At 72.2% G+C, this 26444-nt stretch carries 30 protein-coding genes; 14 read left to right on the plus strand and 16 right to left on the minus strand.

Translation table 11 applies throughout. The annotated features are described in order from the left end of the window. Positions 1-90 precede the first annotated feature (90 nt). Both HJC40_RS40355 and HJC40_RS40360 read right to left on the minus strand, forming a co-directional pair. Complete coding sequence (locus HJC40_RS40355; protein WP_250008927.1) at positions 91-915, minus strand: DUF1206 domain-containing protein; 825 nt, start codon at positions 913-915, stop codon at positions 91-93. A 69-nt stretch (positions 916-984) separates the two neighbouring features. Then, positions 985-1311 carry a hypothetical protein gene (locus HJC40_RS40360; RefSeq protein WP_250008928.1) on the minus strand — a complete coding sequence of 109 codons (327 nt, stop codon included), beginning with the start codon at positions 1309-1311 and terminating at the stop codon, positions 985-987. Between the two features lie 41 nt (positions 1312-1352). Between HJC40_RS40360 and HJC40_RS40365 the strand changes: the two genes are divergently transcribed. Then, a complete protein-coding gene (locus HJC40_RS40365) occupies positions 1353-1637 on the plus strand; it encodes a GNAT family N-acetyltransferase (protein WP_250008929.1) in 285 nt (94 codons plus the stop codon). A gap of 6 nt (positions 1638-1643) precedes the next feature. Here the strand turns inward: HJC40_RS40365 and HJC40_RS40370 are convergent, their stop codons facing one another. Further along, complete coding sequence (locus HJC40_RS40370; protein ID WP_250008930.1) at positions 1644-3206, minus strand: glycoside hydrolase family 3 protein; 1563 nt, start codon at positions 3204-3206, stop codon at positions 1644-1646. Between the two features lie 146 nt (positions 3207-3352). On the opposite strand from HJC40_RS40370, the gene HJC40_RS45885 reads away from it, so the two are divergent. The 3 genes from HJC40_RS45885 to HJC40_RS40380 are packed head-to-tail and all read left to right on the plus strand — an operon-like array spanning position 3353 to position 6129. Further along, positions 3353-3484 (plus strand): hypothetical protein, encoded by a 132-nt coding sequence (locus HJC40_RS45885; protein ID WP_284044436.1) that lies wholly within the window; start codon positions 3353-3355, stop codon positions 3482-3484. 16 nt (positions 3485-3500) lie between these two features. After that, entirely contained in the window at positions 3501-4451 is a 951-nt protein-coding gene (locus HJC40_RS40375; protein ID WP_250008931.1) for a TIGR03557 family F420-dependent LLM class oxidoreductase, read from the plus strand. Positions 4452-4491: 40 nt separating this feature from the next. After that, complete coding sequence (locus HJC40_RS40380) at positions 4492-6129, plus strand: ATP-dependent DNA helicase RecQ (protein ID WP_250008933.1); 1638 nt, start codon at positions 4492-4494, stop codon at positions 6127-6129. 13 nt (positions 6130-6142) lie between these two features. Here HJC40_RS40380 and HJC40_RS40385 read toward each other — a convergent pair whose 3' ends face one another. Continuing rightward, complete coding sequence (locus tag HJC40_RS40385; RefSeq protein ID WP_250008934.1) at positions 6143-6868, minus strand: ABC transporter permease subunit; 726 nt, start codon at positions 6866-6868, stop codon at positions 6143-6145. Beyond that, entirely contained in the window at positions 6865-7566 is a 702-nt protein-coding gene (locus tag HJC40_RS40390; protein WP_250008935.1) for an ABC transporter ATP-binding protein, read from the minus strand. The genes HJC40_RS40385 and HJC40_RS40390 overlap by 4 nt, the downstream gene beginning before the upstream one ends. A 114-nt stretch (positions 7567-7680) precedes the next feature. On the opposite strand from HJC40_RS40390, the gene HJC40_RS40395 reads away from it, so the two are divergent. The 5 genes from HJC40_RS40395 to HJC40_RS40415 all read left to right on the plus strand — a co-directional run bounded on the left by HJC40_RS40395 (position 7681) and on the right by HJC40_RS40415 (position 12353). Then, positions 7681-8790 (plus strand): sensor histidine kinase, encoded by a 1110-nt coding sequence (locus tag HJC40_RS40395; RefSeq protein ID WP_250008936.1) that lies wholly within the window; start codon positions 7681-7683, stop codon positions 8788-8790. After that, a complete protein-coding gene (locus HJC40_RS40400) occupies positions 8787-9452 on the plus strand; it encodes a response regulator transcription factor (RefSeq protein ID WP_250008937.1) in 666 nt (221 codons plus the stop codon). The genes HJC40_RS40395 and HJC40_RS40400 overlap by 4 nt, the downstream gene beginning before the upstream one ends. A 93-nt stretch (positions 9453-9545) precedes the next feature. Continuing rightward, a complete protein-coding gene (locus HJC40_RS40405) occupies positions 9546-11375 on the plus strand; it encodes a glycoside hydrolase family 9 protein (protein ID WP_250008938.1) in 1830 nt (609 codons plus the stop codon). A gap of 136 nt (positions 11376-11511) precedes the next feature. Continuing rightward, entirely contained in the window at positions 11512-12108 is a 597-nt protein-coding gene (locus HJC40_RS40410) for a DUF2975 domain-containing protein (RefSeq protein WP_250008939.1), read from the plus strand. Next, complete coding sequence (locus HJC40_RS40415) at positions 12108-12353, plus strand: helix-turn-helix transcriptional regulator (protein WP_250008941.1); 246 nt, start codon at positions 12108-12110, stop codon at positions 12351-12353. The genes HJC40_RS40410 and HJC40_RS40415 overlap by 1 nt, the downstream gene beginning before the upstream one ends. 55 nt (positions 12354-12408) lie before the next feature. Here the strand turns inward: HJC40_RS40415 and HJC40_RS40420 are convergent, their stop codons facing one another. The 5 genes from HJC40_RS40420 to HJC40_RS40440 form a co-directional block, all read right to left on the minus strand. Then, on the minus strand, positions 12409-13392 hold the full coding sequence (locus HJC40_RS40420; RefSeq protein ID WP_250008943.1) for an aldo/keto reductase: 984 nt from the start codon (positions 13390-13392) through the stop codon (positions 12409-12411). A 49-nt stretch (positions 13393-13441) separates the two neighbouring features. Beyond that, complete coding sequence (locus HJC40_RS40425; protein ID WP_250008944.1) at positions 13442-14329, minus strand: aldo/keto reductase; 888 nt, start codon at positions 14327-14329, stop codon at positions 13442-13444. 81 nt (positions 14330-14410) lie between these two features. Beyond that, positions 14411-14776 carry a VOC family protein gene (locus tag HJC40_RS40430; protein ID WP_250008945.1) on the minus strand — a complete coding sequence of 122 codons (366 nt, stop codon included), beginning with the start codon at positions 14774-14776 and terminating at the stop codon, positions 14411-14413. 30 nt (positions 14777-14806) lie between these two features. Further along, positions 14807-15310: a hypothetical protein gene (locus tag HJC40_RS40435; RefSeq protein WP_250008946.1), complete on the minus strand. Its 504-nt coding sequence runs from the start codon at positions 15308-15310 to the stop codon at positions 14807-14809. 15 nt (positions 15311-15325) lie between these two features. Beyond that, entirely contained in the window at positions 15326-16948 is a 1623-nt protein-coding gene (locus HJC40_RS40440; protein WP_250008947.1) for an alpha/beta-hydrolase family protein, read from the minus strand. 123 nt (positions 16949-17071) lie between these two features. Here HJC40_RS40440 and HJC40_RS40445 point away from each other — a divergent pair, with 123 nt between their 5' ends. The 3 genes from HJC40_RS40445 (at position 17072) to HJC40_RS40455 (ending at position 18894) form a co-directional block, all read left to right on the plus strand. Continuing rightward, entirely contained in the window at positions 17072-17323 is a 252-nt protein-coding gene (locus HJC40_RS40445) for a hypothetical protein (RefSeq protein ID WP_250008949.1), read from the plus strand. A 34-nt stretch (positions 17324-17357) separates the two neighbouring features. Beyond that, positions 17358-17861 (plus strand): hypothetical protein, encoded by a 504-nt coding sequence (locus HJC40_RS40450; RefSeq protein ID WP_250008950.1) that lies wholly within the window; start codon positions 17358-17360, stop codon positions 17859-17861. A gap of 94 nt (positions 17862-17955) precedes the next feature. Then, the gene (locus tag HJC40_RS40455; protein ID WP_250008951.1) at positions 17956-18894 is read left to right on the plus strand and encodes an AraC family transcriptional regulator; all 939 of its coding nucleotides are present in this window, start codon (positions 17956-17958) and stop codon (positions 18892-18894) included. An 8-nt stretch (positions 18895-18902) separates the two neighbouring features. On the opposite strand, the gene HJC40_RS40460 is transcribed toward HJC40_RS40455, so the two are convergent. The 3 genes from HJC40_RS40460 to HJC40_RS40475 all read right to left on the minus strand — a co-directional run bounded on the left by HJC40_RS40460 (position 18903) and on the right by HJC40_RS40475 (position 22378). Further along, positions 18903-19646, minus strand: coding sequence for an SDR family oxidoreductase (locus tag HJC40_RS40460; protein WP_250008952.1), 744 nt, complete (start codon positions 19644-19646; stop codon positions 18903-18905). A 215-nt stretch (positions 19647-19861) separates the two neighbouring features. Further along, on the minus strand, positions 19862-20971 hold the full coding sequence (locus HJC40_RS40465; protein ID WP_284044437.1) for an FAD-dependent monooxygenase: 1110 nt from the start codon (positions 20969-20971) through the stop codon (positions 19862-19864). Between the two features lie 81 nt (positions 20972-21052). Then, on the minus strand, positions 21053-22378 hold the full coding sequence (locus HJC40_RS40475; protein WP_250008953.1) for a cytochrome P450: 1326 nt from the start codon (positions 22376-22378) through the stop codon (positions 21053-21055). 68 nt (positions 22379-22446) lie between these two features. Here HJC40_RS40475 and HJC40_RS40480 point away from each other — a divergent pair, with 68 nt between their 5' ends. Then, complete coding sequence (locus HJC40_RS40480) at positions 22447-23280, plus strand: helix-turn-helix transcriptional regulator (protein WP_250008954.1); 834 nt, start codon at positions 22447-22449, stop codon at positions 23278-23280. Next, a complete protein-coding gene (locus HJC40_RS40485; protein ID WP_250008956.1) occupies positions 23273-23683 on the plus strand; it encodes a VOC family protein in 411 nt (136 codons plus the stop codon). Before HJC40_RS40480 ends, HJC40_RS40485 begins: the two co-directional genes overlap by 8 nt. Before the next feature lie 123 nt (positions 23684-23806). Here HJC40_RS40485 and HJC40_RS40490 read toward each other — a convergent pair whose 3' ends face one another. The 3 genes from HJC40_RS40490 to HJC40_RS40500 are packed head-to-tail and all read right to left on the minus strand — an operon-like array spanning position 23807 to position 26443. Further along, on the minus strand, positions 23807-24430 hold the full coding sequence (locus HJC40_RS40490) for a response regulator transcription factor (RefSeq protein WP_250008957.1): 624 nt from the start codon (positions 24428-24430) through the stop codon (positions 23807-23809). Continuing rightward, entirely contained in the window at positions 24427-25686 is a 1260-nt protein-coding gene (locus HJC40_RS40495; RefSeq protein ID WP_250008958.1) for a sensor histidine kinase, read from the minus strand. The genes HJC40_RS40490 and HJC40_RS40495 overlap by 4 nt, the downstream gene beginning before the upstream one ends. Positions 25687-25702: 16 nt before the next feature. Then, positions 25703-26443 carry an ABC transporter permease gene (locus HJC40_RS40500; protein WP_250008959.1) on the minus strand — a complete coding sequence of 247 codons (741 nt, stop codon included), beginning with the start codon at positions 26441-26443 and terminating at the stop codon, positions 25703-25705. Position 26444 lies beyond the last annotated feature (1 nt).

Below are 26444 nucleotides of genomic sequence, written 5' to 3' on the forward strand. Positions count from 1 at the left end.
CTCCTTCCAGCAGAAAGTGCTGATGCCAGCGACCCATCCTGCCCGGGTCACCGGCACCAACGACTTTCCCGTCCGAAGGTCAGACCTTGCTCACACTTTCCGGTACTTGGCCTGGGCGATGCAGTACACCCCGAAGCAGGCGATGCCGAGGGCGATCAGCCCGAGCACCCACACACCCCACGAGTTGCCGGCCAGCGTCTTGAGGGCGGCGTCGAGACCACGGGCCTTCTCGGGGTCGTAGTTGACCGCGGCCACCACCACGAGCACCCCGGCGATCGCGTACGCCGTGCCCTTGGCCATGTAACCGGCCATGCCGAGCCGGATGATCGGCTGGCGGGTCCCCTGCGTCATCTCACCGGTGTTGAGGTGCTTGGTGAACTTCTTCTTGTAGCCGTAGATGAACATCCCGACGCCGACGCCGAGCACCACGAGACCGACGAAGCCGATGAGCCAGCGACCGCCGGTGCTGTCCATCAGGGACGACGTCTTGCTCTCGGAATTGTCGCCCATCGAGGCGTTCGAGCCCTGGATGACCTTGATCGCCGTCCACGCCAGGTAGAGGTAAAGCAGAGCGCGCGCGCCGGAGAGGACCCGCTCGGCGATCGCGGCGCGGTCCTGCTTGCCGCTCTCGCCGATCGCGGCCTCGAAGGCCTGCCAGATCGCCATGGCGATCATGCCGATGGCGATGACGACGAGAAGCGTCTTGCCCAGGCCGTTGCCGGCCAGCGACTGGAGCGCGCCGGACTGGTCGCTCTCCTGCGACGAGCCCTGGAAGGCCACCTGGAAGGCGATCCAGGCGAAGATGAGGTGGATGATGCCGTAACCGATGAAGCCGCCCCGGGCGAGATATTCGAGCGGCTTGCTGTCGGCGGCCCGCGATGCGGAGCTCTTGACGTTCGAGGCGGCGGAATTCATAGGAGGAAAATGACCCGTCCCGGGTTTTCTCAAACCCAGGACGGGAACACCGCCAGGTGCTAGGAGGGGCTAGGCCCGGGCAACCTCGAGGCCGATCTTGTCACTGGTCACGCTGTCCAGCGACACCTGCAGACCGGCCACCTCGACCGCCTGCTGGCCCTTGGTCAGGCTGATCTGCTCGCCGGCCACCTCGAGCGTCACCGTGTCGGCGTCGGCGCTGAGGAACTTGGCCTCCACGCCCAGGAAACTGGCGCTCGCGTTGGTCTGCCGGTCGATCGAGACCGAGCACTGGTCGAGGCCGCAGCTGACGTTGTCGCTGCTGCACCCGGCGAGGAGCGCGCCGAGGAGAGTGGCTGAGCTGAGGGCGACGGCAAGGCGCGAGGTGGGTTTCAACACCCTTCCAGCGTACGGTGCCCGCGCGACCCTAAGCTGAGCCGATGAGCGACGTCGATGTGCGTGACAACCCCGCCGAGAAACGTTTCGAGCTCAGGATCGGCGACGACGTGGCCGGCTTCGCCGCCTACCGGGTGCGCGACGGCATCACCGTCGTGACCCACAGCGAGATCAACCGGCGGTTCCGCGGGCAGGGCCTGGGCTCCGTGCTGGCTGGGCAGACGCTCGACCAGCTGCGGGCCCGGGGCGCGCGGGTCTATCCGGCGTGCCCCTTCTTCGCCAAGTACGTCGCCGAGCACCCCGAGTACGACGACATCATCGAGGACTGAGGCGCCTCACGCGGCCAGGGGTTGCGGAGCGGGCGCGGGGACCCGGGTGCCGGCGATCAGCTCGGCCGCGGCCCGGCCGCAGGCCCGCGTCGCCCCGAAGGTGGAGATGTGCACCGCGCCCAGCACGGTCTCGGGCACACCCATCTCGACGACGACCGCGTCGGGCCGCCGGGCCAGCACACCGTGCAGCACGTCGGCCAGCCAGGCGTGCCGGTGCACGTCGCGCACCACGAGCACCAGCGGGCGTCCGGCCGAACCGTCCAGCACGGTCGCGACCGGGTCGGCGCCCAGGTCGCCCTCGGTCAGCCGCACCGACGTGGTGCCGGGCAGCAGCTCGCCGAGCGGCTCACCCAGGCCCCACGGCGTCTCGGCCCCGATGGCGATGTTGCGCGGCGGGGCGAACTCGACCACGTGGGCCGGCTCGCGGATCGGCAGCTCGGCGGAGCCGCCCGTGACGGTCACCCGGATCGCCCGTCGGGCGGCGTCGAAGCCCACGCTGGTGGTCGAGGCCGGCGCCGGGACCGCGGGGGCGGCGTCGGCGATCGCCCGCGCGCCCGAGGCGGTCTGCGTGGCGGTCGTCCACTCGCTGAGGTGACGCACCCGCGCGGCCGCGGCGCGCAGCCGTTCCTCGGCCAGCTCGCCGGAGCGTACGGCGTCCACAATGGCGTCCCGCAGCAGCGCGGCGGTCTGCTCGTCGGCGTGCTCGCCACCGACGCAGATCGCGTCCACGCCGGCGGCCAGCGCCCGCACGGTCGCGCCGGCCAGCCCGAAACGGCGGCGGACGGCCTGCATCTCGATCGCGTCGGTGACGATCAGGCCGTCGAAGCCCAGCTCCTCGCGCAGCAACCCGGTAAGGATCCGGGGGCTCAGCGTGGCCGGGAGGTCCGGGTCGAACGCGGGCACGAGCAGGTGACCGGTCATGACGACGCGGACGCCGGCCGCGATCGCGGCCCGGAACGGCACGAGCTCACATTCCTCGAGCTGGGCGCGGTCCCGGTCGATCAGCGGCACGTCGTGGTGCGAGTCGACGCTGGTGTCGCCGTGGCCCGGGAAGTGCTTGGCACAGGCCGCGACGCCGGCCGCCTGGAGCCCGCGCACGAAGGCGGCCGACTGCCGGGCGACCAGCTGGGGCTCGGCGCCGAACGAGCGGACCCCGATGACCGGGTTGGCCGCGTTGCTGTTGACGTCGGCGTCGGGCGCGTAGTCGAGCGTGATGCCCGCGTTGGCCAGATCGCAGCCCAGGTCGCGCGCGACCTCTTCGGTCAGCCGGACGTCGTCGATCGCGCCCAGGGCCAGGTTGCCGGGCCGGGAGCTGCCCAGCCGAGACTCGAACCGGGTGACGTCGCCGGCCTCCTCGTCGATCGCGACCAGCACGTCGGGGCGCTCCGCGCGCAACTGCGCGGTCAGCGCGGCCACCTGCGCCGGCGACTCGACGTTGCGGGCGAACAGCGCCACGCCGCCGAGACCCTCGCCGAGCCACCGCCGGACCCAGTCGGGCGCGGTGGTGCCGACGAATCCCGGCTGTAGCACCGCCGCGGCGAGTTCCGGCAATTCGCCATGATTCGGCATAGGCCCCCGTACCTCCGGTGACGTCCGGCGCGCCCTGTGGGAGCGCGCCCCCCGTTTGTGCGGACCAATGGTCACACCCCGGAGCTGTTTCAGTCAACAAACCTTTCTATTAGCTCCGGGTTAAGTCGGGTCGATACCATGCCTGCGTGACCACCACCGTGCTCGCCGCCGCCACCGTCGACTGGTCCGAGGTGCACGCCGTCCGCCTGCTCGGTGTCGCCCTCGCCTTCCTGCTGCTCCTGTGGGCGATCCGCCGCATGTTCGGCGGCAAGAAATAGGGGTACACCAGCGCGTATGCGCATCGGATACTTCTTGTCGTGCGAGGAATACACCCCCGCAGAGCTGCTCGAGCAGGCCCGCGGCGCCGAGCGCGCCGGCTTCACCGGCCTCTGGATCTCCGACCATTACCACCCCTGGGTCGACGCGCAGGGCCAGAGCGCGTTCGTCTGGTCGATGATCGGCGCCCTCAGCGAGGCGACCAGCCTGCCGATCACCACCGCGGTCACCTGTCCCACCGTCCGCATCCACCCCGCCGTCATCGCCCAGGCCGCGGCGACCAGCGCGGTGCTCACCAAGGGCCGCTTCCGGCTCGGCGTCGGCACCGGCGAGGCCCTCAACGAGCACATCTTCGGCGACGCCTGGCCCGAGGCCGACGTACGGCTGGAGATGCTCGAGGAGGCCGTCGAGATCATGCGCGGCCTGTGGCAGGGCGGCAACTACTCGTACCGCGGAAAGCACTACACAGTGGAGAACGCGCGCGTCTACACCCTGCCCGAGACGCCGGTCGAAATTCTCGTGTCCGGGTTCGGGCCCAAGGCGGTCGACGTGGCCGCCCGCATCGGCGACGGCTACGTCAGCACGATGCCCGACAGCGACCTGGTCCAGCGGTTCCGCGACAACGGCGGCGGCAAGCGCGTCGCCCAGGCCGGGTTCAAGGCCGCGTTCGCGCCCACCGAGGAGGAGGGCGCGCGGATCGCGTACGAGAAATGGCCGAACTCGGGTGTGCCCGGCGAGCTGTCCCAGGTGCTGCCCACGCCCAAGCACTTCGAGCAGGCGTCCCAGCTGGTCACCCAGGACATGGTCAAGGAGTCGTTCGTCTGTGGCAACGACCCGGCGGCCCACCTCGAGATGATCGACAAGTACCGGCAGGCCGGCTTCGACGAGGTCTACGTGGCCAACACCGGGCCCAACTATCAGGGCCTGTTCGACCTCTATCAGAACGAGATCCTGCCCAAGGCTTCGTGAGCGTTTGTCTGCCCCGCCGTCCGGGAAATCTGGCCGCTCGATGAAACTTCCCATCTACGGTCCGCGCCTGCGGAGGGTCGCCCGGCACCACTTCGGGTGGCCCTCCCTGCGCCCAGGCCAATTCAAACCCATGCGCGCCGTGCTGCGCCGCCGTGACGCCCTGGTCGTGCTCCCCACCGGAGCCGGCAAGTCGGCGATCTACCAGATCCCGGCGGTGCTGCTGCCCGGCCCGACAGTGGTGATCTCGCCGCTGCTGGCCCTGCAGCAGGACCAGATCGCCGCCCTCAACGAGCGTGACGATCCCCGGATCCGCGCGGTGCGGGTGAGCTCGGCCGAGACGCCGGCCCAGCAGCGCGAGGCGATCCGGGAGATCCGCGAGGGTCGCGCCGAGTTCCTGTTCATCACGCCCGAGCAGCTCAGCGACCCCGAGCGGATGGCCGAGGTCAAGGCGCTCAAGCCGGGCCTGGTCGCCGTCGACGAGGCGCACTGCATCTCGGCCTGGGGCCACGACTTCCGCCCCGAGTTCCTGGCCCTGGGCGACATGATCAAGGGCATCGGCCGCCCGCCGGTGCTCGCGCTGACCGCGACGGCCTCGCCGCCGGTGCGCGACGACATCATCGAGCGTCTGCAGCTCGACAAGCCCGAGATCCACGTCTCGGGCCTCGACCGGGGCAACCTCTTCCTCGAGGCGACGTACTGCCCCGACGAGGCCTACCGCTGGCGCCGGCTCACCGCCCTGCTCGACTCGGCGCCGCGACCGGGCATCATCTACGTCGCCACCCGGCGCTCGGCTGAGGAACTGGCCGAACGCCTGACCGACGCCGGCTACCCGGCCGACTTCTACCACGGCGGCATGGCGGCGGGCGCCCGCGAGCAGAAGCACGAGGCCTTCACGGCCGACAAGGTCGACATCATGGTCGCCACGTCGGCGTTCGGCATGGGCATCGACAAGGCGAACATCCGCTGGGTCGCGCACATGGCCCTGCCCGACTCCCCCGACAGCTACTTCCAGGAGATCGGGCGGGCCGGCCGCGACGACGAGCCGGCGCAGGCGTTGCTGCTGTGGCGGTCCGAGGACGAGGCGATCCAGCGCTTCTTCACCGGCGGCGCCCCCGACGAGATCGAGCTGCGCGAGCTGGCGGCGGCCCTGCGGTCGGGCCCGCAGACCAAGGCCGAGCTCAAGGAGAAGACCGGCCTGGGCCCGCGCAAGCTCGGCTCGTACCTGAACCTGCTGGAACAGGTCGGGGCGATGACCGCCGGCCGAGGCAACAAGCTGACCGTCCCGATCTTCGCCCCGCTGCCCGCGGCCGCGGCGGCCGCCGCGGTCAAGGAGCAGGAGCGCCAGCAGATCGTCTCGCGCTCGCGCACCGACATGATGCGCGGCTTCGCCGAGACGCGGGCCTGCCGCACCCAGACCTTGCTGGCCTACTTCGGCGAAGACCTGTCCAAGCCCTGCGACCACTGCGACAACTGCGCCGAGGGCACCGCCGCCGAGACGATCGAGGCCACCACCGACGAGCCCTTCCCCGTCCACGCCAAGGTCCGCCACGGCGAGTGGGGCGTCGGCACGGTGATGGGCTACGAGGAGGAGCGGATGACCGTCCTGTTCGACGAGGTCGGCTACAAGACCCTTTCCGTCCCGGTCGTGGTCGAGAACGAGCTGTTGACCGTCCAGTAGGGACGCCGCCTTCTCAGACGACGTCCCGCCGGACGGTAGTCAGCGTGGCCGCCACCGTGAAGATCAGGGCATACCCGGCCAGCGCCAGACCGGCCAGCCACTGCGGTGGGCCGTCGGACGCGGTCGGCAGGGTGCCGAGGGCCGAGCCGAGCGCGAACGGGAGCCAGGCGGCAGCGTCGCCGACGAGTTGACCGACGACGCCCTCGACCAGGGCGACCCAGGCCAGCGCGGCGGCGATCGCGCCCATCAGGTTGGTGATCAGGGCGCCGACGCCGACGCCGATGGCGCCGAAAAGGGCGTTCCACAGAATGCCGCCGGCGATGGTCTGCCACAGCTCGCCGGAGGTGACGAGTGGCGACTCGTTCTCTGCGGCCAGCCAGACGGCGGCCGAAGCCAGGGCGGTCACCGCGGCGGCCACGCCGAGGACGAGGCCGGCCATCGCGTGAACGACGAGCTGGGCCAGGACGACGCGGGCGCGGTCGGGGGTGGTGAGGTAGGTGTCGGTGATCGTGCGATGCCGGTACTCGCCGGCCACCGCCAGGATGCCGAGCACGAGCGCGAACAGCGCCACCAGGCCGATGTGGGCGACGGCGGCACGCTGCGTCGCGATCGTGGCGGCGTCGTCCCGCCGGGCCATGGTCCCGGAGATTCCGGCGATGACCAGGAGCTGCGCCGCGGCGAAGAGGAGCAGAGGCGTACGGGTGGTGAGCAGTCTCCGGATCTCGGCGCGGATCGTCATCGCTGAGCCTCCTCGGTGAGCCGGAGGAACGCAGCTTCGAGCCCGTCGGCGGCCAGTCCGTCGAGCGGTCCGGCGTGGCGCAACCGGCCACCGCTGATCACGATCGCGCGGTCGGCGGTCCGGGCCACCTCGGCCAGCACGTGGCTGGAGATCAGGACCGTGCGACCCTGGTCCGCCAGGTCCCGCAGCAGACCCCGCAGCCAGGCCATGCCGGCCGGGTCGAGTCCGTTCGCCGGCTCGTCCAGGATCAGCAGGCCGGGATCACCCAGCAGCGCGCCCGCCAGCCCGAGCCGTTGGCGCATCCCCAGGGAGAAACCGCCGACCCGGCGCCCGGCGGCATCGGCCAGACCGACCCGGCCGAGCACGTCGTCCACACGGGACGACGGCAGCCCCGCCCCGAGGGCCAGGATCTGCAGGTGCCGGCGGGCGGTACGACCAGGGTGGAAGCCGGTCGCTTCGAGGACCGCTCCGACCGTTCGGCGAGGATGGGACAGGGAGGCGTAGGTCCGGCCGTCGATGGTCGCCCGGCCGGCTGTCGGGCGGATCAGCCCGAGCAGCAGACGCAGGGTCGTGGTCTTGCCGGCGCCGTTGGGGCCGAGGAAGGCGGTGATGCCGGGTGTCACCTCGAAGTCGAGGTCCCGGACGGCTTCCACGGCACCGAAGCGTTTGGTCAGGCCGGTCACGTTCACAGTGCTCATGAACCAGCACTGTGTCCGAACCGGCCCGTCGATCGCGTCGCCCAGCGGCGGCATCTTCGGCGTACCGCATCGGCGGTATCGTGCCGAGCCGGTCGCCCGCCTACGGTGAAGCTCATGAAGACCCTCGCGGACGGCGCCGTGGCCGGCGCGGTCTTCCTCGCCACCCTGTTCGGCCGGGCCGGCGGGGAGCATCAGCTGGACGGCCTCTCCGTCCTGCTCGCCGCCGCGGTCGCCGCGCCGTTGCTGCTGCGCCGGCGATTGCCGTACACGGTTCTGATGGTCAGCACCGTCGCGGCCGAGCTCTACATGTTCCGCTACCACGGCGGCAACGGGATCCTCGCGCTGAGCGCCCCGCTGGTCGCGCTGTACACGGCGACCGAGCACTCGGACCGCCGCCTCTCGCTGCTCTTCGGTGGCGTGGTCGTGCTGGCGATCGGCGCCTTCCACACGTTCGGCGCGCCGCAGCGCGTGCTCGGCCCGGAGAATCTGACGCTGGTCGCCCTGGGCGGGCTCGCGGTGGCCGCGGGGACGGCGGCCCGGCATCGCCGCCGCTACCTGGCCGAGGTGGTCCGCCGGGTGCGGGAGACCGAGCACGGCCGCGAGCTCGACGCCCAGCGGCGGGTGGCCGAGGAACGCCTGCGCATCGCCCGCGACCTGCACGACAGCGTCGGCCACCAGCTCGCCCTGGTCACCGTGCAGGCCGGGGTGGCCGCTCACCTGCTCACCGACCCGGCGCCGGAGGTACGCGAGGCGTTGCGGCACGTACGGGCGGGCAGCCGGGCGGCGCTCGAGGAGCTGCGCGACTCGGTGGGTCTGCTGCGCCAGGCCGGCGAGCCGGCCCTGATCGAGCCCACGGTGGGCCTGGACGGGCTGGACGACCTGCTCGCCGCGTACCGGGCACAGGGTCATCAGGTCGATCTGCGCGGGACGCCGATGAGCGTGTCACGGCCCGCGGACCTGACGGCGTACCGGGTGATCCAGGAGGCCCTGACCAACGCCTGCAAACACGCGCCCGGCGAGCCCGTGCGGATCACCGTCGGACGGCACCGGGGCGACCTGACGCTGGCCGTCGAGAACGACGGAGCACCCGCGTCCTGCACCCCCGGTCACGGGATCACCGGGATGCGGGAGCGGGTCGCCGCCGTCGGCGGGTCGCTGCGGGCCGGTCCCCGGCCGACCGGCGGATTCCGGGTGACCGCGACCCTGCCGGGCGGCGCCGGGTGATCCGGGTCGTGATCGCCGACGACCAGCCCGTCGTCCGGGCCGGGTTCGCGACCCTCCTCCGCTCCGCGCCCGACCTGGCCGTGGTCGGCGAGGCCCGCACCGGCGCCGAGGCGGTCGCCCTGGCGCGCACCGAGCGCGCCGACGTCGTGCTGATGGACATCCGGATGCCCGAGCTCGACGGCCTCGGCGCCACCCGCCTGATCACCGCCGACGACGACCTGGCCGGCGTCCACGTGCTCATCCTGACCACCTTCGAGATCGACGAGTACGTGTTCGCGGCGCTGCGCAGCGGGGCCAGCGGCTTCCTCGGCAAGAGCGCCGAACCGGAACAGCTCCTGGACGCCATCCGTACCGTGCACCGCGGCGAGGCCCTGCTGAGCCCGGCCGCCACCCGCAGTCTGATCGCCCGCTTCCTCGCCCGGCCCGACCCCCGGCTCGTGCCACCGGCCCGGCTGGCCGGCCTGACCGACCGCGAACGCGAGGTGCTGTCGCTGGTCGGCGCCGGCCTGCCCAACGACGAGATCGCCGAGCGCCTGGTGGTCAGCCCGCACACGGTCAAGACCCACGTCAACCGGGCGATGGCCAAGCTCGGCGTCCACGACCGCGCCCAGCTGGTCGTCGTCGCCTACGAGAGCGGGCTGGTCACTCCCCCGTCGACCTGAGCCGGGGATCCCGCACAGCGGGTCCGGCACGGGCTCGGGGGAAAGGTCAAGAATCTTGGTGTGCGGACGTCGTTCGGCCGGAGGCTCAGGCTCGTGCTCGCCGGAGCGCTTCTGGCCGGTGGCTGTGTGGCGTGCGATCGGGGCCCCTCGGCGCCGGAGGCGCTGGTTCGCGTCGATCAGGTGGGGTACGCGCCCGGAGAGACCAAGGTGGCCTATCTGCTGTCGCCCCGGGCGGCCGCCGACGTGCGGGTGACCGTCGTGGACGCGTCCGGGAAAGTGGTCCTGTCGCCGGCGGTGGGGGCCGGCCGCGGTCCTTGGAACGCCGGATTTCCCGACGTGCGGCCGATCGACCTGAGCGGGCTTCGCGAGCACGACGTCTACCGGGTGCGGGTCACCGGTGCGGTGCGGGCCGAGTCGCCGCCGTTCCGGGTGGCGCCGGCCGCCGACCTTCTCGGGCCGCTGACCGAGGGGTCGCTGGAGTACTTCCGCAACCACCGGGACGGCGCGGACCAGGTGGCGACGCCCTGGCGCCGCCGGCCCGCGCATCTCGCCGATCGAGTGGCCACTGTGTACGCACGACCGTCGTTCGACGAATCCGGCCGGGTGACTGCCGGCCTGGAGCGCGACGGCGGGCCGGTCGACGCCGAGGGCGGCTGGTTCGACGCCGGCGACTTCCTCAAGTTCACCCACACCACCGCGTACGCCCTCAGCGCGATGCTGATCGCGCAGCGCGACGGCCTCGCCGGGGAGGGCCTGGACGCCGAGACGCGGCACGGCACGACGTGGCTGCACAAGATGTGGGACGCCGACAACCAGGCGCTTTACACGCAGGTCGGCATCGGCAGCGGAAGCCGGGCCGCCGGGTTCCTGGGCGATCACGACAGCTGGCGGCTGCCCGAGACCGACGACCAGCTCGACGTCGAGCCGGGCGACGAGCGCTACTACCAGCGGTACCGGCCCGTGTTCCGCGCCGCGGACCCGGGTGACCCGATCAGCCCCAACCTGGCCGGACGGGTCGCCGCCGCCTTCTCGCTCGCCGCGCAGGTCGAGGCGCGGACCCGGCCCGACGTGGCCCGGACGCATCTGGACGCCGCCGCGAGGGTCTTCGGCCTCGCCCGTACGGAAGATGTCGCCGAACTGGTGACCGCCGAGCCGCGCAGCTTCTATCCCGAGGACCGGTGGACCGACGATCTGGCCTTCGGCGCGGCCGAGCTGGCCCTCGCGGGCCGGGCCCTGGGCGACCCGCGGGCGGCGGAGTGGGCCGGCACTGCGGCGAAGTGGGGCCGGGTGAACGCCGAGCGGGGCGGGACCGAGGCGCTCAGCGTCTACGACGTCAGCGCGCTGGCCGACGCCGAGCTGATCCGGCTGGGCGCCGGCGGCAAGGACGAGCTGCTGCGCGACCTGCGACGGCGGCTCGACGCCGGGCTGAGGAAGGCGGCCGGCGACCCGATGGGCGCGGCGGCCGGCGCCGGCGGCTACGACTACGCGGCCCGTCAGCTGGGCTACGCGGCGACCGCCGAGCTGTACGAGCACGTGTCCGGCGACCAGCGGTACGCCGCCTTCGCGACCGCCCAGCGCGGTGTCGTCCTCGGCGCCAACGGCTGGGGCACCTCCCTGGTGGTCGGCGCGGGAACCACGTACCCCCGGTGCCCGCACGACCAGATCGCCGGCCTGACCGAGACGGGGGTGGAGGGGCTGAGCATGACGGGCGCCGTGGTCAACGGCCCGAACAGGGCCGACCGGGTGCACGAGCTGCAGTCCACCAGCGGGCCGGCGACATGCCGGAACGACGCGTTCGCGGCCTTCGACCGGGACGACGCGCACTACGCCGACGACAGCCGGATCTCGGCCAACACCGAGCCGTCGATCGACTTCAGCGCCACCGGGCTGCTGGCCTTCGCCCTCATGGGCCGGCCGCACTGACCTGACGGCGGACCTTCCCCGACCAGCCCGGCCGCATCGGCTTCGGGACCAGCTGCGACGTCACTGCCTTGACAAACCGCTGGAGGTTATCGATAGTCGATACATCGACTATCGATAACCGAAGGGTGTTGTCATCATGCGAACGTCCTTGCGGCGACCCGACTGGCTGAACGAGCTTCACGGACTGCTGACGATCGGGGTGGTGCTTACCGGCATCGCGGGGGCAGTGACCACGATCGGGATCGTCGCGGGCCGACCCTTCGACGTGGAGGTGAGCAGCAAGGGCTTGCTACCTTCCGATGCGCTGCTCAACGTGCCGCCAGGAGTCAGCATCGACGGTGGGCTCCGCCTGCAAGTGGAGGAACCGACCGGTGCGCAGCGAGGCTGGGAGCTACTGGCGACGCTCCCCGGTCTCCTCCTGTTGCTCCTGGTGCTGTTCCTGCTCTGGCGCCTGGTCGGCCGGGCACGGCATGACGACCCGTTCACCGGAAACATCGTCAGCCGATTTCGTGCGCTCGGCCTGCTGTCCGTCATCGGCGGTCCGACGGTGTGGGTGCTCGAGTCGGTCGGCGAGTTTGCGCTCGGTCTCACGCTGAAACCCATGGAGACCTCTGCGCTGCTCGACTTCGCGATCCCTGGAACATGGGTACTTTGGGGCTTCGGCATGTTTGCGATCGGCGAGATCGTGCGCCGGGGCCGCTCGCTTCGTGCCGATCTCGACGGAGTGGTCTGATGCCACCGGAGGGCGAGCACCGCGTCGAGGTCCACATCGACAAGCTCCTCGCTGCCCGCGGCCTCACACTGACCGAACTCGCCGACCGCGTCGGCATCACCCTGGCCAACCTCTCCGCGCTCAAGAACGGACGCGTGAGGGCCGTGCGTTTCAGCACTCTCACGGCACTGTGCGACGCGCTGCAGTGCCAACCCGGCGACCTGTTCACCGTCCACCAGCCAGCACAGGTCCAGGTGCCGACGTAACGCCCACCGAGCTCGATCCGCGCGTGCCACCTTCATCAGGGCGGTGCCGGCGCGGTCAGCGCTCGATCAGCTGCATCTGCTCGTCGGTGTGGTGGCCGCCCTCGGCGACGGGCAGCGCGTCAAGGGTGGCGATCTGGTCGGGCGTGAGGGTGACGGCGTCGGCGGCGGCGTTCTCCTCCACCCGGCTCACCCGCTTGGTGCCGGGAATCGGGACGATGTCGTCGCCCTTGGCCAGCAGCCAGGCCAGCGCCACCTGTCCCGAGGTGACTCCGGCCTGGTCGGCGACCGCCTGCACCTGGTCGGCCAGACGCACGTTGCGCTGGAAGTTCTCGCCGGTGAAACGCGGGTGGTTCTTGCGGAAGTCGCTGTCGTCGAGCTTCTCGACGTCGGCGGGGGTGCGCAGGGCGCCGGTGAGGAAGCCGCGGCCGAGCGGGGAGTAGGCGACCAGGCCGATGCCCAGCTCGCGCAGGACCGGCAGGATCTCCTCCTGGTCGCGGGTCCACAGGGAGTATTCCGACTGCAGCGCGGTCACCGGGTGCACGGCGTGGGCCCGGCGGATGGTGTCGGTCCACGCCTCGGACAGGCCGATGTACCGGATCTTGCCCTCGGTCACGAGCTGCGCGAGAACGCCCATGGTGTCCTCGATCGGGGTGCCCGGGTCGACGCGGTGCTGGTAGTACAGGTCGATGTGGTCGGTGCCCAGCCGCTTCAGCGAGCCCTCCACCGCCGTACGGATGCTGTCCGGGCTGCTGTCCGGTTTTCCCGCGCCGCGTCCGGTGTGCGAGATCAGCCCGAACTTGGTCGCGAGCACCACCTGGTCGCGGCGGCCGCGCAGGGCGCGACCGACGAGCTCCTCGTTGACGTACGGGCCGTAGACCTCCGCGGTGTCGATCAGCGTGACGCCGAGCTCGATCGCGCGGTGGACGGTGCGGACGGATTCGGCGTCGTCGCTGCCGGCGCCGCTGTAGCCGTCCGACATGCCCATCGCGCCGAGGCCGATCCGGCCGACTTCGAGTGCGCCTAGCTTCGCGGTACGCATGGTCTTTCCTCCGGGTCGTGGTTCGTGGTGCGTCGGGGAGGCCGGTGGATCAGGCCTCGGGGATCTCGCGGCCGAAGGTCTCGAGGGTGACGGCTTGCGGCTCGGGGCCGCCGCGCTTGCCGGTGTCGAGCGCGTCGATCGCGGCGAGTTGCTCGCCGGTGAGGTCGAAGCCGAACACGTCGAAGTTCTCGGCGATCCGCTGCGGCTTGGTCGACTTGGGGATGACCTGACGGCCCTGCTGCAGGTGCCAGCGCAGCATGACCTGGGCCGGGGTCCTGCCGCAGGCCTTCGCGATCTCCCCGATCACCGGGTCCTGCAGCGCGTTGGTGTGCCCGCTGTCGCGGTAGAACGTGATGCCGCCGATGGGCGACCACGCCTGGTCGAGGATGCCGTGCTCGACGTCGAACGCCTGCACCTCTCGCTGCTGGAAGTACGGGTGCACCTCGATCTGGTTCACCGCCGGCACGACCGTGGCCGTGTCGAGCAGCCGGGTCAGATGGTCGACCATGAAGTTGCTGACCCCGATGGCCCGGACCTTGCCGTCGGCCAGCAACTTTTCCAGGGCGCGGTAGGCCGCCAGGGTCTTGTCGAACTCCGACGGCAGTGCCTGGTGCAGGATCAGCAGGTCGATCTGGTCGACGCCCAGCTTGCCGGCGCCCTTGCCGAATGCGTGCAGGGTCTCGTCGTACCCGTAGTCGTTGATCCAGACCTTGGTCTCGATGAAGACCTCGGAGCGGTCGAGGCCGGACTTGGCGATCGCCTCGCCGACCTCCCGCTCGTTGCCGTACGCGGCGGCGGTGTCGATGTGCCGGTAACCGGTCGACAGGGCGGCCAGGACGGCTTCGCGGGTCTCGTCGGGCGGGGTCTGGAAGACGCCGAGGCCGATGGCGGGGATCTCGACGCCGTTGTTCAGCGTCAGGTCAGGCACGGTGGGCATAAGCAGTTCCCTCGGTTCCGGGCGACAGGCGGACGGTGATCCCCCTCGACGTACCCGGCCTGACGCCGGCAAACATCGGTGTCAGTTCAGGCAGAGGCAGAAGGGGTGACCGGCCGGGTCCAGGAAGACCCGGTAGGACGTACCGGGCTGGTCCGGATGCCTGGTCGCGCCCAGCTCGATCACCGCCGCCTCGGCCGCGTCGAGATCGTCGACGAGCAGATCGAGGTGCATCTGCTGGGGCCGCTCCTGGGTCGGCCACGTCGGGGGCCGGTAGTCGTCCACCCGATGGAAGGAGAGACACCGGCCTTGCTGACCCTCCTCGCTGCAGGCCGAGGCCCGGTCGGCGGAGACGTCGATCGTCCAGTCCAGCATCGCGCCGTAGAACCGGGCCAGCGCTCCGGGTTCGGGGCAGTCGAGGACGATGAGAGGCGAGTGAGCGATGGCCATGCGGACCACGATATCGACGTCTGTCGCCGGTCAACCGTCGCGGCGGGCTTGTCTGCGGGCGCCGGCCGCCCGCGTCGAGGCGTGGCGCTTCGGCAGGCCGCCATGGTCGGGTTGCCGGTCGCGGCGCTGGGGTGACCGGGCCTCGTTGCGCGGGCGGGGCGGGGGCGGCGGGTCGACGTTGCCCGGCTGCCGGGCCTCGGCCAGGCGCTCGGCGCGCAGCGCCTCGACGCTGGCCCGGGCGGCGGCGGACACCGCGTCGCTGACCCGGGCGAGCGCGTCCTCGAACACTTCGGCCTTGGCGCGGCTGCGGGTGCTCTTCGGGTACGCCCGGCCGCGGGCACCCACCTCCCCGACGCGGGTGGCGGCCTGTCTGCGGTAGACCTTCTGATGCTTGTCGCGGGCCCGGCGGATGCGGGTGTGCACGTCGAGCAGCCCGTCCTCGTCCAGCCCGGCCAGGTTGTCCGGCTCGGACTCCCGGAACAGCAGCAGCTCGGTCTCGGTCAGCGAGTTGACCATGCCTTGCAGGTCGCTCATCGATCCTCTCCTGTCTCAGTCGGCTATCAGATCGGTCAGGGCGGCCGTACGTTCCGCGGTCCAGCCGGGCGGCGGCGCGATCTCGGCCCAGGCGGTGACCGGGGCGGCGCCGAAGTTGTGGCCGTGGCCGGGCGGCACGTCGTTCGAGACGGCCATGTCGGCGGAGACCTGCGCCCAGGTGATCAGCGGGTACCAGCGCATGGCCGGCAGCACGTCGTGGCCGCGTCTCTCGGCGAGCCAGTCGGGGCGGCTCAGCGCGAGACCGGGCGACCACCAGGTGATCGGGTCCGAGGGGTATTGCAGGTAGACCACCCGCGGCCGGTCCCACGGGGTCGCCGGGCGGGCCAGGTCGGCGGCCGGGTCGGCGGCGAACCGGATCATCCGGCCCCGCTCGTAGTGCGGGAGCACCTCGGGCGTACCCGGGTCGCGGTCCTCGACGAACCGGCGCCACAGCTCGTTGCTGGAGGGTGGACCGACGAGCAGCATCCCGTCGACCCGGTTGCGGATGTCGCCGTCGCCGCTGAACGCCGCCTCGGAGCCGAACGAGCCGAGGCTCTCGCCGAAGACGAGCAGTTTCGGGCGCCGGTCGGCCGGCAGTCTCGACCACACCCCGTAGACCTCGTCGACCAGCGCCCGGCCGGCCGCCCGGGCCCGGTCCCGGTCGACCAGGAACGAGATGACGCTGGGCAGGTAGGAGTACTGCATCGAGACCAGAGCGGTGTCGCCGTTGTAGAGGTACTCCAGCGGGTCGACGCCCTGCGCGTTGACCCATCCGGTGCCGGTGGTGGTGATCAGGCACAGCACGGCCCGGGAGAATCCGCCCGTACGCTCCAGCTCGCGCACGGCCAGCTCGGCGCGTTCGATCGGCGTGCCGGCCGAGTCGAGGCCCGCGTACACCCGGATCGGTTCCGCGGGCGGACGACCCGAGAAGTCCCGCAGGTCGGCCGCGCTCGGTCCGCCGCCGATGAAGGTCCGCCCCTGGTTGCCGAGCGACGCCCAGCTCAACAGCGATCCGGGCCCACCCGAGCGGTACGCCGAGACCGGCGCGGCCACGTCCGGCTGCGTCTCGGAGTTGACCGCCGCGAACGTCCGGTCGGCCGCCCGGAAGAGCCCGCGGACGAGCAGGCCGTTGGCCACGACCACCAGCAGAACGGCCATCGCGGCCACGCCCAGCGCCCGGGCCGCCGGCGCCGCCACTCCCCGGCCGAGCAACCCGGTCAGCGCGTGGGTGCCCCGGCGGACGAGGCGCGCGAGCCCGATGACGACGACGAGCAGGACGGCGGCGGGCAGCAGGCTCAGCAGATAGACGGCGCGGGGCGGCGGTGACAGGCCGACCAGCCGGTGGATCTGCGCCTGCCAGCCCGAGCCCAGCCAGAGGAACACCACGATCAGCACGGCGGCCGCCCCGGCCAGCACCCGCCAGGCCGTCCGGCTCGGGACCGGCAGCGCCGGCCGTCCCGAGATCCACCGGGCCAGCCAGCCACCGAGCACGCCGGCGCCGTAGCCGACCGCCGCGAGAAGACCACCGATCAGTCCCTGGAAGAGCCACCCACGAGGCAGCAGGGACGGGGTGAGCGAGGCGCAGAAGAACAGCAGGGCCCCGGCCAGCCCGAGGTAGGTGTAGCGAAGACGCGCCACAGCTCTCCCTTCCGGCCGGCGTAGGCCGGTCGTCTCGGAGCATCCCCGCCCCCGGGCCCGGCCGCCTCACCCCTTCCGGGTGAGAGCCGGGCCGGTACGGGGTGGCGCCGGTAGGGTCGGGCGGTGTTTCCCAGTCCCCGGTGGCGGCAGCTGATCGACGAGGGCGACGCGGACAGCTGGGCGGCCCGGCAGGCGGTCGGCGAGCCGGTGACCGAGGCGCAGAATGCTCGGGACCAGCACGCCGCATACGCCCTGCATGTCGCGCGCAAGCGGCCCGACCTGGACGGGCCGTGGACCGGGACGCCCGAACCGCGCCTGGACACGTACCGGTCAGATCTTCACCGTGTGATCGAGCTGACCGCCGGTGGGGTATAGGACTGCCAGACATTACCGATCGTGAGGATTCACCGTGAGTGACGAACCGCTGTACTCGATGCTCGGTTTCACCGATTCGGAGTGGGGGCTGCTCGTCGGCCTGCCGCAGTCGGTGCTCACCGCGGCCAGCGCGGCCTCGCCCGACAGCACGCGCAAGACCCGGGCCGAGACGGCCGCCGGCCTGGACGTCATCTCGGACGCGCGGGCGTCGGCCAGCCCCATGGTCGCGGCGGTCGCCGGGGCGATCCTGTCCCGCGCGGGCGACCCCGAGCTGGGTGAGGAGCCGCCGGTCATCGAGCCGAGCGACCCCATCGCGTACGTCGAGGACGTGCTCGGCCGGGCCGCCGAGGCCAATGCCCTGCTGGTCGCCAAGGCCGAGCAGGCCGACGCCGAGACCTACAAGCACTGGCTCGTCGAGATCGCCGAGAGTGTCGTCGGCGCGGCCTCCACGGGTGGCGTGCTGGGCCTCGGCGGCGAGACGGTCACCGACAGCGAGCGGGCGTTCCGCGACGACCTGGCCAAGGCCCTGGCCGACTGACGCGGGGATGGAGCCGGCTCCAGCGGTACCAACGCTTGGAGCCGGCTCTCGCCGCGCGGCGGTCGGCATGGGCCGGGTTGGCTACTGTTCGGGCATGTATCGCTGGAACGAGCCGGGTTCGATACCGACGGCCGACGCCTGGCGGGAATCTTTCATCGACCTGCACGGGGCGAGCCGGGTCACCCTGACGGATGCCGGCCCGTGGGCGGGGCGGCTGGAATGGCAGCGGTCACGGTCGTACGGCATCGCCCTGTGCGGCAACGTCCGCGAGGAGTTCGTACGGGAGCGGCGGCACATCCGGACGGACCCGCGCGGCGCTGTCGAGCTGCTGGTGCCGACGGCCGGGAGCGCCCAGGTGGAGCAGGCCGCGGCCGCGGGCGAGATCCGGCCGGGCACCCTCGCGCTGTGCGACGTGGACCGCCCGGTGACCTTCGCCCACGGCGAGACGTTCCAGTCGGTCGCGCTGATCTTCCCCGGTGAGGCGATGCACCGGCGCAATCCCGCCGCGGCCCGCAATGCGCAGGTCTTCGACGGCACCGCGGGGCTCGGCCGGCTGATCCGGCAGACGGTGCTCACCCTCCAGCAGGAGCGGGAACACTTCTCCGAGGCGACCTTCGACATCGCCTGCGACCAGTTGCTCGACCTGCTCTGCCTGGTCGCCGACGGCGCCGGCGACTCGGCGCCGACCGCCCAGCGACGAGAGGTCGAGGCGCAGGTGAGGCAGTACGTCCGCCGTCACGCGGCCGACCCCGGCCTCTCCATCACCGGCATCGCCCGGGTTCTGGGCTGGTCGGCCCGATACCTGCAGGATGTGTTGCAGGCCGTCGGCACCACCTCCCGCGACCTGATCCGCTCGGAGCGGCTGCGGCTGGCCCGGACCCGACTGGCCAGTTCGACCTGGGACAACCGGTCGATCGCGCAGGTCGCGCACGCGTCCGGGTTCGCCAGCCACGCCTCGTTCGCCACCGCCTACCGTCGCGAGTTCGGCGTCACACCCCGCGAGACCCGCGGCGACCGCCGCGGTGAGCCCTGAGCCGGACCTCAGGCGAGGGCGCCACCGTCGACCCGAACGATGCTGCCGGTGATGTAGCCGGCATCCGGCCCGACCAGGAACGCCACCACACCGGCGACCTCGTCGGCCCGGGCGTAGCGGTGCATCGGGATGACCGCCTGAAGCATGAACTGGCCGCCCTCGGAATCCTTCGGCATGGCCATGTCGGTGTCGATGATGCCGCACTCGATGACGTTCACGTTGATCCCGCGCGCGGCGTAATCCTGGGCCCACCCGCGGGTGTACGCCGTGACCGCAGCCTTGGTCGCCGCGTAGTCGGACATGCCGGCTGCGAAGGTCTTGCTGGCAACACCGGACGACAGGTTCACGATCCGGCCGCCCTCGCGCATGTGCCGCACGGCCCGGTAGGTCGTGTCGGCGACACCGGTCAGGTTGATCGCGACCTGCTCATCGCGGACGGCGTCGGTGTTCTCCCCGGGCCGGAAGACGCCGGCGCTGTTGACCAGGATGTCGATCCGGCCGAACTGCTCAGCGACCGCGTCCACCATGGCCGTCACCTGGGCCCGGTCGGACTGGTCGGCCTGAATGCCCTCGGCGCGCACGCCCTGAGACCGCAGTTCCTCGACCACCGTCTTGGCCTTCTCCGCCTGTGCGGCGTAGGTGATGACCACGTCCGCGCCCAGCGCAGCCAGCCGCCGGGCCGTCGCCGCGCCGATCCCCCGGCTGCCCCCGGTCACCAGCGCCACCTTGCCCGACAGAATCTTCTCGCTCACGAGCCACTCACTCCTTGTGAAATCCGCGCCTACCCCGTGCCCGGTCCACTCTCCCGGCCGGGGCGCGCGCGGTCTTTCGCTGCGGCGCACAGCGCTTGCGCCGGGGCGCAGAGAAACCAGCGGCTGGGTCAGGTGGCGACCACACTGGACGAAGACAGGGCCGGCGTCGGCCGACGCGGAGCCGGCCGACGCGGAGCCGGCCGACGCCGGGCCGGTCAGGTGGGCGGGCGCCAGGTGAGCACCGGGTCCATCTGGCGGAGGACCAGGCTGGGCCCGAGCTTTCCGGCGAGCGCCATCCCCGCGTTCCGCAGCGCGGCGGCCGGGCCGTGCAGCCCGGCCAGGTGGGCGATCCGGCGTGAGGCGGCGGCCACCGCCGAGGTTCGCGGGACGCGCTCGGCCGAATAGCGATCGAGCGAGCCGGCGTGGGTGGCCAGCACCACCGCGTCCTCGAGAGCCTGGCATGCGCCCTGGCCCAGATTGGGTGTCATGGCGTGGGCCGCGTCGCCGAGCAGGGCGACCCGTCCCCGGTGGAAGGTCGGCGGCGTGGGATCGAGGCAGCGGATGTCGGTGCGGATCACGTCGCCGGCCGCCTCGATCAGCGCCGGGATGGGCGCGTGCCAGCCGGCGAAGTGCCGCGCCAGCTCGGCCCGCTCGTCGGCCGCGGTCTGCTGGGGTGGGGCCGGCGCGGTGGCATAGCAGTAGACGCGTCCGTCGCCGAGGGCCACGACGCCGAACACCTTGCCGTCGCCCCACGTCTCGCTCAGCTTCAGCTCCCCGGCCGGCCGGCCGACGATGAGACGCCAGCTCGTCACGCCGGCGTAGACCGGGGGCGCCACCTGAGGGAAGAGCTTCTGCCGGACGGCCGACCGCAGCCCGTCGGCCGCGACCACCAGCCCGGCGGTGAGCGTGCCGTCAGCGGTGACCACCGTGCCGTCGGCCGACACGTCCGAGACCGCCCGGCCCAGGCGCAGCGTGCCCGGGGCCAGCGCGTCGGCGAGCACCCGGACGAGCGCGGGCCGGTGCACCACGATCGTCGGCTCACCGAACCGCCGTTCGGCGGCGGCCGCGTCGGTGCGCGCGATCCACCGGCCGTCGGGACGCCGCACGCCGGCCGTGCCCTGCAGCGCCGCGAGCGAGCGAACCGGCCCGCCCACGCCCAGGTGGTCGAGGGCGCGCAGGGCGTTGGGGGCCACGGCCAGGCCCGCCCCCACGTCCTCCAGCGCCGCCGCCCGCTCGAGGACGGTGACCGACCAGCCGCGTCGTTGCAGCGCCAGGGCCGCCGCCAGCCCTCCGATGCCCGCGCCCACCACCACCGCGTCCGCCATGTCCCGATCCTTGCACCTCGGCACGGCCCGGTCGGCCCCTGTGGACAACCGGCCCGGCACCCGTCGGACCGGAGCGGGACGTCAGGGCGCCCGGACCCCGGCCACCCTCACCCGGAAGGACCACGCCGGGCCGGGCGTCGGCGTCACCTTGCGGGCCAGCTCGTAGTCCGGCGGGTCGAGGCGCAGGTCGAGGCGGTGGAACAGGCGGGCCATCGTGACCATCATCTGCACGTCGGCCAGGGTCTTGCCGAGGCACACGTGCTGTCCCCGCCCGTACGGTGAATAGGCCCCGGCCCCCAGGTGCTCCGCGCGCGGCTTCTCGTAACGGTCGATGTCGAAGCGCATCGGGTCGGGGAAGTGCTCCTCGAGGAAATGCGGCACGGTCGTGCCGACGTAGAGGCTCTCGCCGGCCGCTATCCGGTGGCCCTGGAACTCGAAGTCACGGGTCGCGGTGCGCATCTGCACCACCGCGATCGGATAGAGCCGCATCGTCTCCATCAGGGCGCCGCGGATCGACGGGATGCCGCGCAGATCCTTCTCGGTGAGTGTCCCGCGGGCAAAGAGCTCGTCGGCCTCGGCCCGCACCCGCGCGAGCACGTCGGGGTGTTTGAGGACGGCATAGACGAACGCGGAGATGGTGTTGGCGACGGTGTCGAGGCCGGCGACGTACGGGCCGGTGACGCTGATCATCAGGTCCGAGGCGGGCATCGCGTCCGGTCGTTCCCGGTGGGCCCGCAGCAGGTCGTCGATGAGCACCGCGGGCTTGCCGCCGGACCGGCTCCTCTCCTCGATCATCTTGGTGGCGAGCTCGGCCACCCGGGCCTTGGCCCGCCGGTAGCGCGGGTCGCGCAGCAGGATCCGCGGCCGTTGCCGGGTGACCAGCACGTTGAGGATGTACTGGGTGGCCAGCCGGATGTCGGCGACGTACTCGGGCCGGGAGGCGCCGGTGAGCAGCTCGCCGAGCTGATCGGTGACCAGTTCCTGCATCGAGCGCAGCACGGGCACCGTGGTGCCGGGCCGCCAGGCGCGGTCGAGGTTGCGGTCGGTGATCGCCACGACCTCGTCGAGCCGGTCGGCGATGGCCTCGCGGGAGTAGCCGCGCCGCATGATGTCGCGCAGCTCCTTGTGAGCGGGGCCGTCCTCGCCGGGCAGGGTGCGGGTGGCGCCGTACTCGTCGACCAGCCCCCGCCAGAACTCCTTGGACCGCAGGCACTCGCGGCCCTCGCGGGTGCCCAGGAACTCGGCCGCCACGGGCCCGGCGATCACCGGATGCTCGCGGCCCATCACCCGGACGCGGAAGACCGGCCCGTGCTCGCGATAGCAGTCGACGAAGAACCGCGCGGGGTCCTTGGCCATCGCCACCGCGTTCCCGACCACCGGAAGCCCCCGCACAACTGGAGTCGTCACGTCACGGATCGTATCGACGCCGGGCAGATCGAATCGACGGCCCGGGCATGCCAACGTAGGGTCGCAGGATGGTCGTCGACGAGTATGTGCAGGTCCGGCCGGGGGCCGGGCTGGCTCCGTTCGTCGCGGTCTATTCGGGTTACCGGCAGCGCGGCGTCGCGCCGATGCGGCACCTCGGGCTGCCGTCGCCCTATCTGACGATGATCCTGACCCTGGACGAGCCGCTCGTGATGGCCGCCCATCCCGATCCGCGGCAGCGGCCCGGCAGCTACGACGCGCTGGTCGGCGGTCTGCACCTGGCGCCCGCGGTGATCATCCACGACGGGCGGCAGTCGGGTGTCCAGGTGGCTCTGCGCCCGCTGGGCTGCCGGGCCCTGCTCGGCGTGCCGGCCGCCGAGCTGGCCGGCCTGGACGTGGACGCGGCCGCGCTGTTCGGCGAAGCCGCCGTGGCCGAGATCCGGGAACAGCTGTGCGCCGCCCCGGACTGGCCGAGCCGTTTCGCCCTGCTCGACGACACGCTGCGGGCCAGGCTCACCGATCGTCGCGTCCGGCCCGAGATCGCGTACGCCTACCACCGCGTCACCGGGGGCGCCTCGATCAGGAGCGTGGCGGCCGAGGTGGGCTGGAGCGGCCGTCACCTGACCGGCCAGTTCCGCGCCGAGGTCGGGCTCCGGCCCAAGGAGGCCGCCCGGGTGGCCCGTTTCGACCGGGCCCGCCGCGCGCTGCGACCCGACCGGCCGATCGCCGCGGTGGCCGCCGCGCACGGCTTCGCCGACCAGTCCCACCTGGTGCGCGAGTTCCGGGCGCTGGCCGGCTGCACCCCGTCCGAGTGGCTGGCCGACGAGTTCGCTTTCGTCCAAGCGCTGGGCCTGCCGGTCACCGCAGAATCGAGCCATGACTGATGCGAGGACACCGCCACCACAGGTGTGGCCGACCCTGCGGGCCACCGACGCCCGCGCGCTGATCCGGTTCCTGGTCGACGCGTTCGGCTTCGAGGAGGTGGTCGTCCACGGCGACGGCGACCGGGTCGAGCACGCCCAGCTGGCCTGGCCGCTGGGCGGCGGCATCATGCTCGGCTCGGATCGCGGCGATGGCGACGACGCGTGGCCGCTCAGGCCGGGGACCTTCGGCTGCTATGTGGTCGCCGACGACATCGACGCGCTGCACGAGCGCGCGGCCAAGGCCGGCGCGGAGATCCTGGAGGGGCCGTCCGACACCGATTACGGCTCGCGCGATTTCCGGGCCCGCGACCCCGAGGGCAATCTCTGGTCGTTCGGCACCTACCGCGGCGAGCCCGTGGGCTGACCGGCCACTCCGCCCTACCGCCGCGAGCCGTGGGCCGACCGGCCGCTCCGCCCTACCGCCGCGAGCCCGTGGGGCGACCGGCCACTCCGCCCTACCGCGGCGAGCCCGTGGGCCGGGGGTGTCTCAGCTCTGCAGCAGGCCGCGTTCGAAGGCCACGGCCACGGCGGCCGCCCGATCGCGGACACCCAGTTTCGCGTACGCGTGGAGCAGGTGGGTCTTGACCGTGGCCTCGCTGATGAACAGCCGGCTCGCGGCCTCCTTGTTGGAGTTGCCCCGCGCGATCAGCGTGAGGACCTCGAGCTCGCGCTGGCTCAGCGGCTCCTGCGCGGGTGAGCGCAGGCTGCCCATGAGCCGTCCGGCGACCGCCGGGGAGAGCACCGACTCGCCCCGGTGGGCCGCCTCGACGGCCCGGAAGAGCTCGTCGCGGGAGGCGTCCTTGAGCAGGTAACCGGTGGCGCCCGCCTTGATCGCGGGAAGCACGTCGGCGTCGGTGTCATAGGTCGTCAGCACGAGCACCCGGGCCCGCGAGCCCTGCGCCTGCAACGCCTTGATCGCCGACACGCCGTCCATGCCGGGCATGCGCAGGTCCATCAGCACGACGTCGGGGTCGACCGACCCGGCCACCGCGAGCGCCTCGCGCCCGTCGCCGGCCTCGCCGAGCACCTCGAAGCGGGCGTCCCCGGTGAACATGCCGCGCAGCCCGTCGCGCACCACGGGGTGGTCGTCGACGATCACCAGGCCGATCACGCGGCCGCTCCGACCGCGATGGCCGGCACGCAGGCCGACAGCGCCGTGCCCGCGCCGGGCTCGGACTCGACCTCGAGGCTGCCGGCGATGCGGGCCAGCCGCTCGCGCATCGCGGCCAGGCCGTACCCGCCGGTCTCGGAGAACTCACGCGGCAGAGCGGGATCGAAGCCGCCGCCGTCGTCGCGGACGTCCAGGGTCACCACGTCCTCCATGTAGGACAGGGTCAGACCGACCCGGCCGGCGCCGGCGTGCCGGGCCACGTTGGCCAGGGCTTCCTGGGCCGTCCGGAGCAGAGCCGCCTCGATCTCGGGCAGCAGCGGCCGCCGCGTGCCGGTCGTGATCAGCTCGGCGCTGACCTCGTGCACCCGGGCCCACTCCCGGACGACCTCGCCGATCGCCTCGGGCAGCCCGGCGCCGTCGAGCGTGTGCGGGCGCAGCGCCTGCACCGACCGCCGCGCCTCGGTGAGGCTCTCGCGGGCCAGGCCCTTGGCGTTGTCGAGGTGCCGCCGCCAGTCACCCGGCCGGTCGGCCGCCGCGTCGGCCGCCTCGAGCTGGGTGACGATGCCGGTGAGGCCCTGGGCCAGCACGTCGTGGATCTCGCCGGCCATCCGTTGCCGCTCGTCGAGCACGCCGGCCTCGCGGGCCTGGGCCAGCAGCTGGGCGTGCAGGCCGGCGTTCTCCTTGAGCGCCGCGGCCAGCTTGGCGTTGGCCTCGCCCAGCTCGTCGATCATGCGGGCCCGCTTCTCGCCCTGCTCGTGGGTCCACATGGTCACCCAGATCATCACGTTGGCGACCCCGATGTTGATCGCCAGCACGACCAGGAAGACCGGGATGACGTCGGGCTCGGCCAGGACCGGGAAGCCCCCGATCTGCGAAATGGCCCCGGCTCCGGCGACGAGCGTGCCGGCCGCCAGCCGTCGCCAGCTCTTCAGCCCGTACGTGGTGAGCAGGTAACCGCTCCAGACGAAGAAGCCGAACAGCGGGCTGACCCAGACGAGCAGGTAGATCAGGGCGGCCAGACCCAGGAAGAACACGACCATCTTGCGTTCGTCCTGCTCCCACCGCGGGTGCAGGGGAATCCACCAGATCAGCCAGCCGGCTGTGGCGGCGACGGAGAGGCCGACGATCAGCCAGGACTTGTGCGGGACACCGACCGTGGAACCGGCCACCAGCAGGACGAGCGAGGCGCCCAGTGCGATGTACGGCAATCGGCCCATGATCCGGTCGACCCGGAGCGTCGTCGGCCCCTCCGTCATTTCACCCCACCCCCCGTTATGACCAGCGGAACGAACGGACCGCGGCGAACCCGAACACGGCCACGTAGCCCAGGAGAACGGTAGCGGAGAGCAGGCTGGGCCAGCTTCCCGTCATCGCCTCGTTGAGCGCCCGTTCGCCCGCTCCCAGCGGGGTGAAATCGGCGATCCGCTGCAGCACCTCGGGCATGACCTCGCGCGGCGTCCACAGCCCGGCGAAGAACATCAGCGGAAAGAACAGGATCGTGCCGACCGAGTTGCCGGCCTTGCCGCTGGGCACCACCGCGGCCACGAAGATGCCGATGGCCAGCGTCCCGGCCGCGGTGAGCAGAAAGGCCAGCACGAACGCGGGGAAGTTGTCGGCCAGCCGCACGTCGAAGGCCAGGCGGCCGACGGCCAGCACCAGGGCGGTGGAGGCGATCGCGGCCAGCCCGAACATCGCCAGCTGGGCGCCGAGCAGCTTGAGCGGGGACACCGGGGTGGTGGCCAGCCGGCGCAGCACGCCGCGCTCACGATAGGTGGCCAGCACGGCCGGGGTCACCTGGATGGCCACCATGGCCAGGGTGAGCGCCACCGCGATGCCGACGTAGAGGTCGATGACGCGGGCGCCGCCGAGATCGGCCTGCGGCTCCCGGAAGGACGGGATGCTGCCGAGGATCACGACGAGCAACGTCGGGAAGAACAGGACGAAGAAGGCGGAGATCGGCTCCCGCAGGAAGAGCTTGATCTCGGTCAGGGTCAGCTTGGCGAAGACAGGCATC

This window comes from Actinoplanes sp. M2I2, from assembly GCF_023544445.1.
GTDB lineage: Bacteria > Actinomycetota > Actinomycetes > Mycobacteriales > Micromonosporaceae > Actinoplanes.

Bases quoted from the DNA above. Each gene is read 5' to 3' on its own strand.
- HJC40_RS40355 (WP_250008927.1), bottom strand. From the start codon at position 915: ATGAATTCCGCCGCCTCGAACGTCAAGAGCTCCGCATCGCGGGCCGCC.
- HJC40_RS40365 (WP_250008929.1), top strand. From the start codon at position 1,353: ATGAGCGACGTCGATGTGCGTGACAACCCCGCCGAGAAACGTTTCGAG.
- HJC40_RS40370 (WP_250008930.1), bottom strand. From the start codon at position 3,206: ATGCCGAATCATGGCGAATTGCCGGAACTCGCCGCGGCGGTGCTACAG.
- HJC40_RS40375 (WP_250008931.1), top strand. From the start codon at position 3,501: ATGCGCATCGGATACTTCTTGTCGTGCGAGGAATACACCCCCGCAGAG.
- HJC40_RS40380 (WP_250008933.1), top strand. From the start codon at position 4,492: ATGAAACTTCCCATCTACGGTCCGCGCCTGCGGAGGGTCGCCCGGCAC.
- HJC40_RS40385 (WP_250008934.1), bottom strand. From the start codon at position 6,868: ATGACGATCCGCGCCGAGATCCGGAGACTGCTCACCACCCGTACGCCT.
- HJC40_RS40390 (WP_250008935.1), bottom strand. From the start codon at position 7,566: ATGAGCACTGTGAACGTGACCGGCCTGACCAAACGCTTCGGTGCCGTG.
- HJC40_RS40395 (WP_250008936.1), top strand. From the start codon at position 7,681: ATGAAGACCCTCGCGGACGGCGCCGTGGCCGGCGCGGTCTTCCTCGCC.
- HJC40_RS40410 (WP_250008939.1), top strand. From the start codon at position 11,512: ATGCGAACGTCCTTGCGGCGACCCGACTGGCTGAACGAGCTTCACGGA.
- HJC40_RS40415 (WP_250008941.1), top strand. From the start codon at position 12,108: ATGCCACCGGAGGGCGAGCACCGCGTCGAGGTCCACATCGACAAGCTC.
- HJC40_RS40420 (WP_250008943.1), bottom strand. From the start codon at position 13,392: ATGCGTACCGCGAAGCTAGGCGCACTCGAAGTCGGCCGGATCGGCCTC.
- HJC40_RS40425 (WP_250008944.1), bottom strand. From the start codon at position 14,329: ATGCCCACCGTGCCTGACCTGACGCTGAACAACGGCGTCGAGATCCCC.
- HJC40_RS40430 (WP_250008945.1), bottom strand. From the start codon at position 14,776: ATGGCCATCGCTCACTCGCCTCTCATCGTCCTCGACTGCCCCGAACCC.
- HJC40_RS40435 (WP_250008946.1), bottom strand. From the start codon at position 15,310: ATGAGCGACCTGCAAGGCATGGTCAACTCGCTGACCGAGACCGAGCTG.
- HJC40_RS40455 (WP_250008951.1), top strand. From the start codon at position 17,956: ATGTATCGCTGGAACGAGCCGGGTTCGATACCGACGGCCGACGCCTGG.
- HJC40_RS40465 (WP_284044437.1), bottom strand. From the start codon at position 20,971: ATGGCGGACGCGGTGGTGGTGGGCGCGGGCATCGGAGGGCTGGCGGCG.
- HJC40_RS40480 (WP_250008954.1), top strand. From the start codon at position 22,447: ATGGTCGTCGACGAGTATGTGCAGGTCCGGCCGGGGGCCGGGCTGGCT.
- HJC40_RS40485 (WP_250008956.1), top strand. From the start codon at position 23,273: ATGACTGATGCGAGGACACCGCCACCACAGGTGTGGCCGACCCTGCGG.
- HJC40_RS40495 (WP_250008958.1), bottom strand. From the start codon at position 25,686: ATGACGGAGGGGCCGACGACGCTCCGGGTCGACCGGATCATGGGCCGA.
- HJC40_RS40500 (WP_250008959.1), bottom strand. From the start codon at position 26,443: ATGCCTGTCTTCGCCAAGCTGACCCTGACCGAGATCAAGCTCTTCCTG.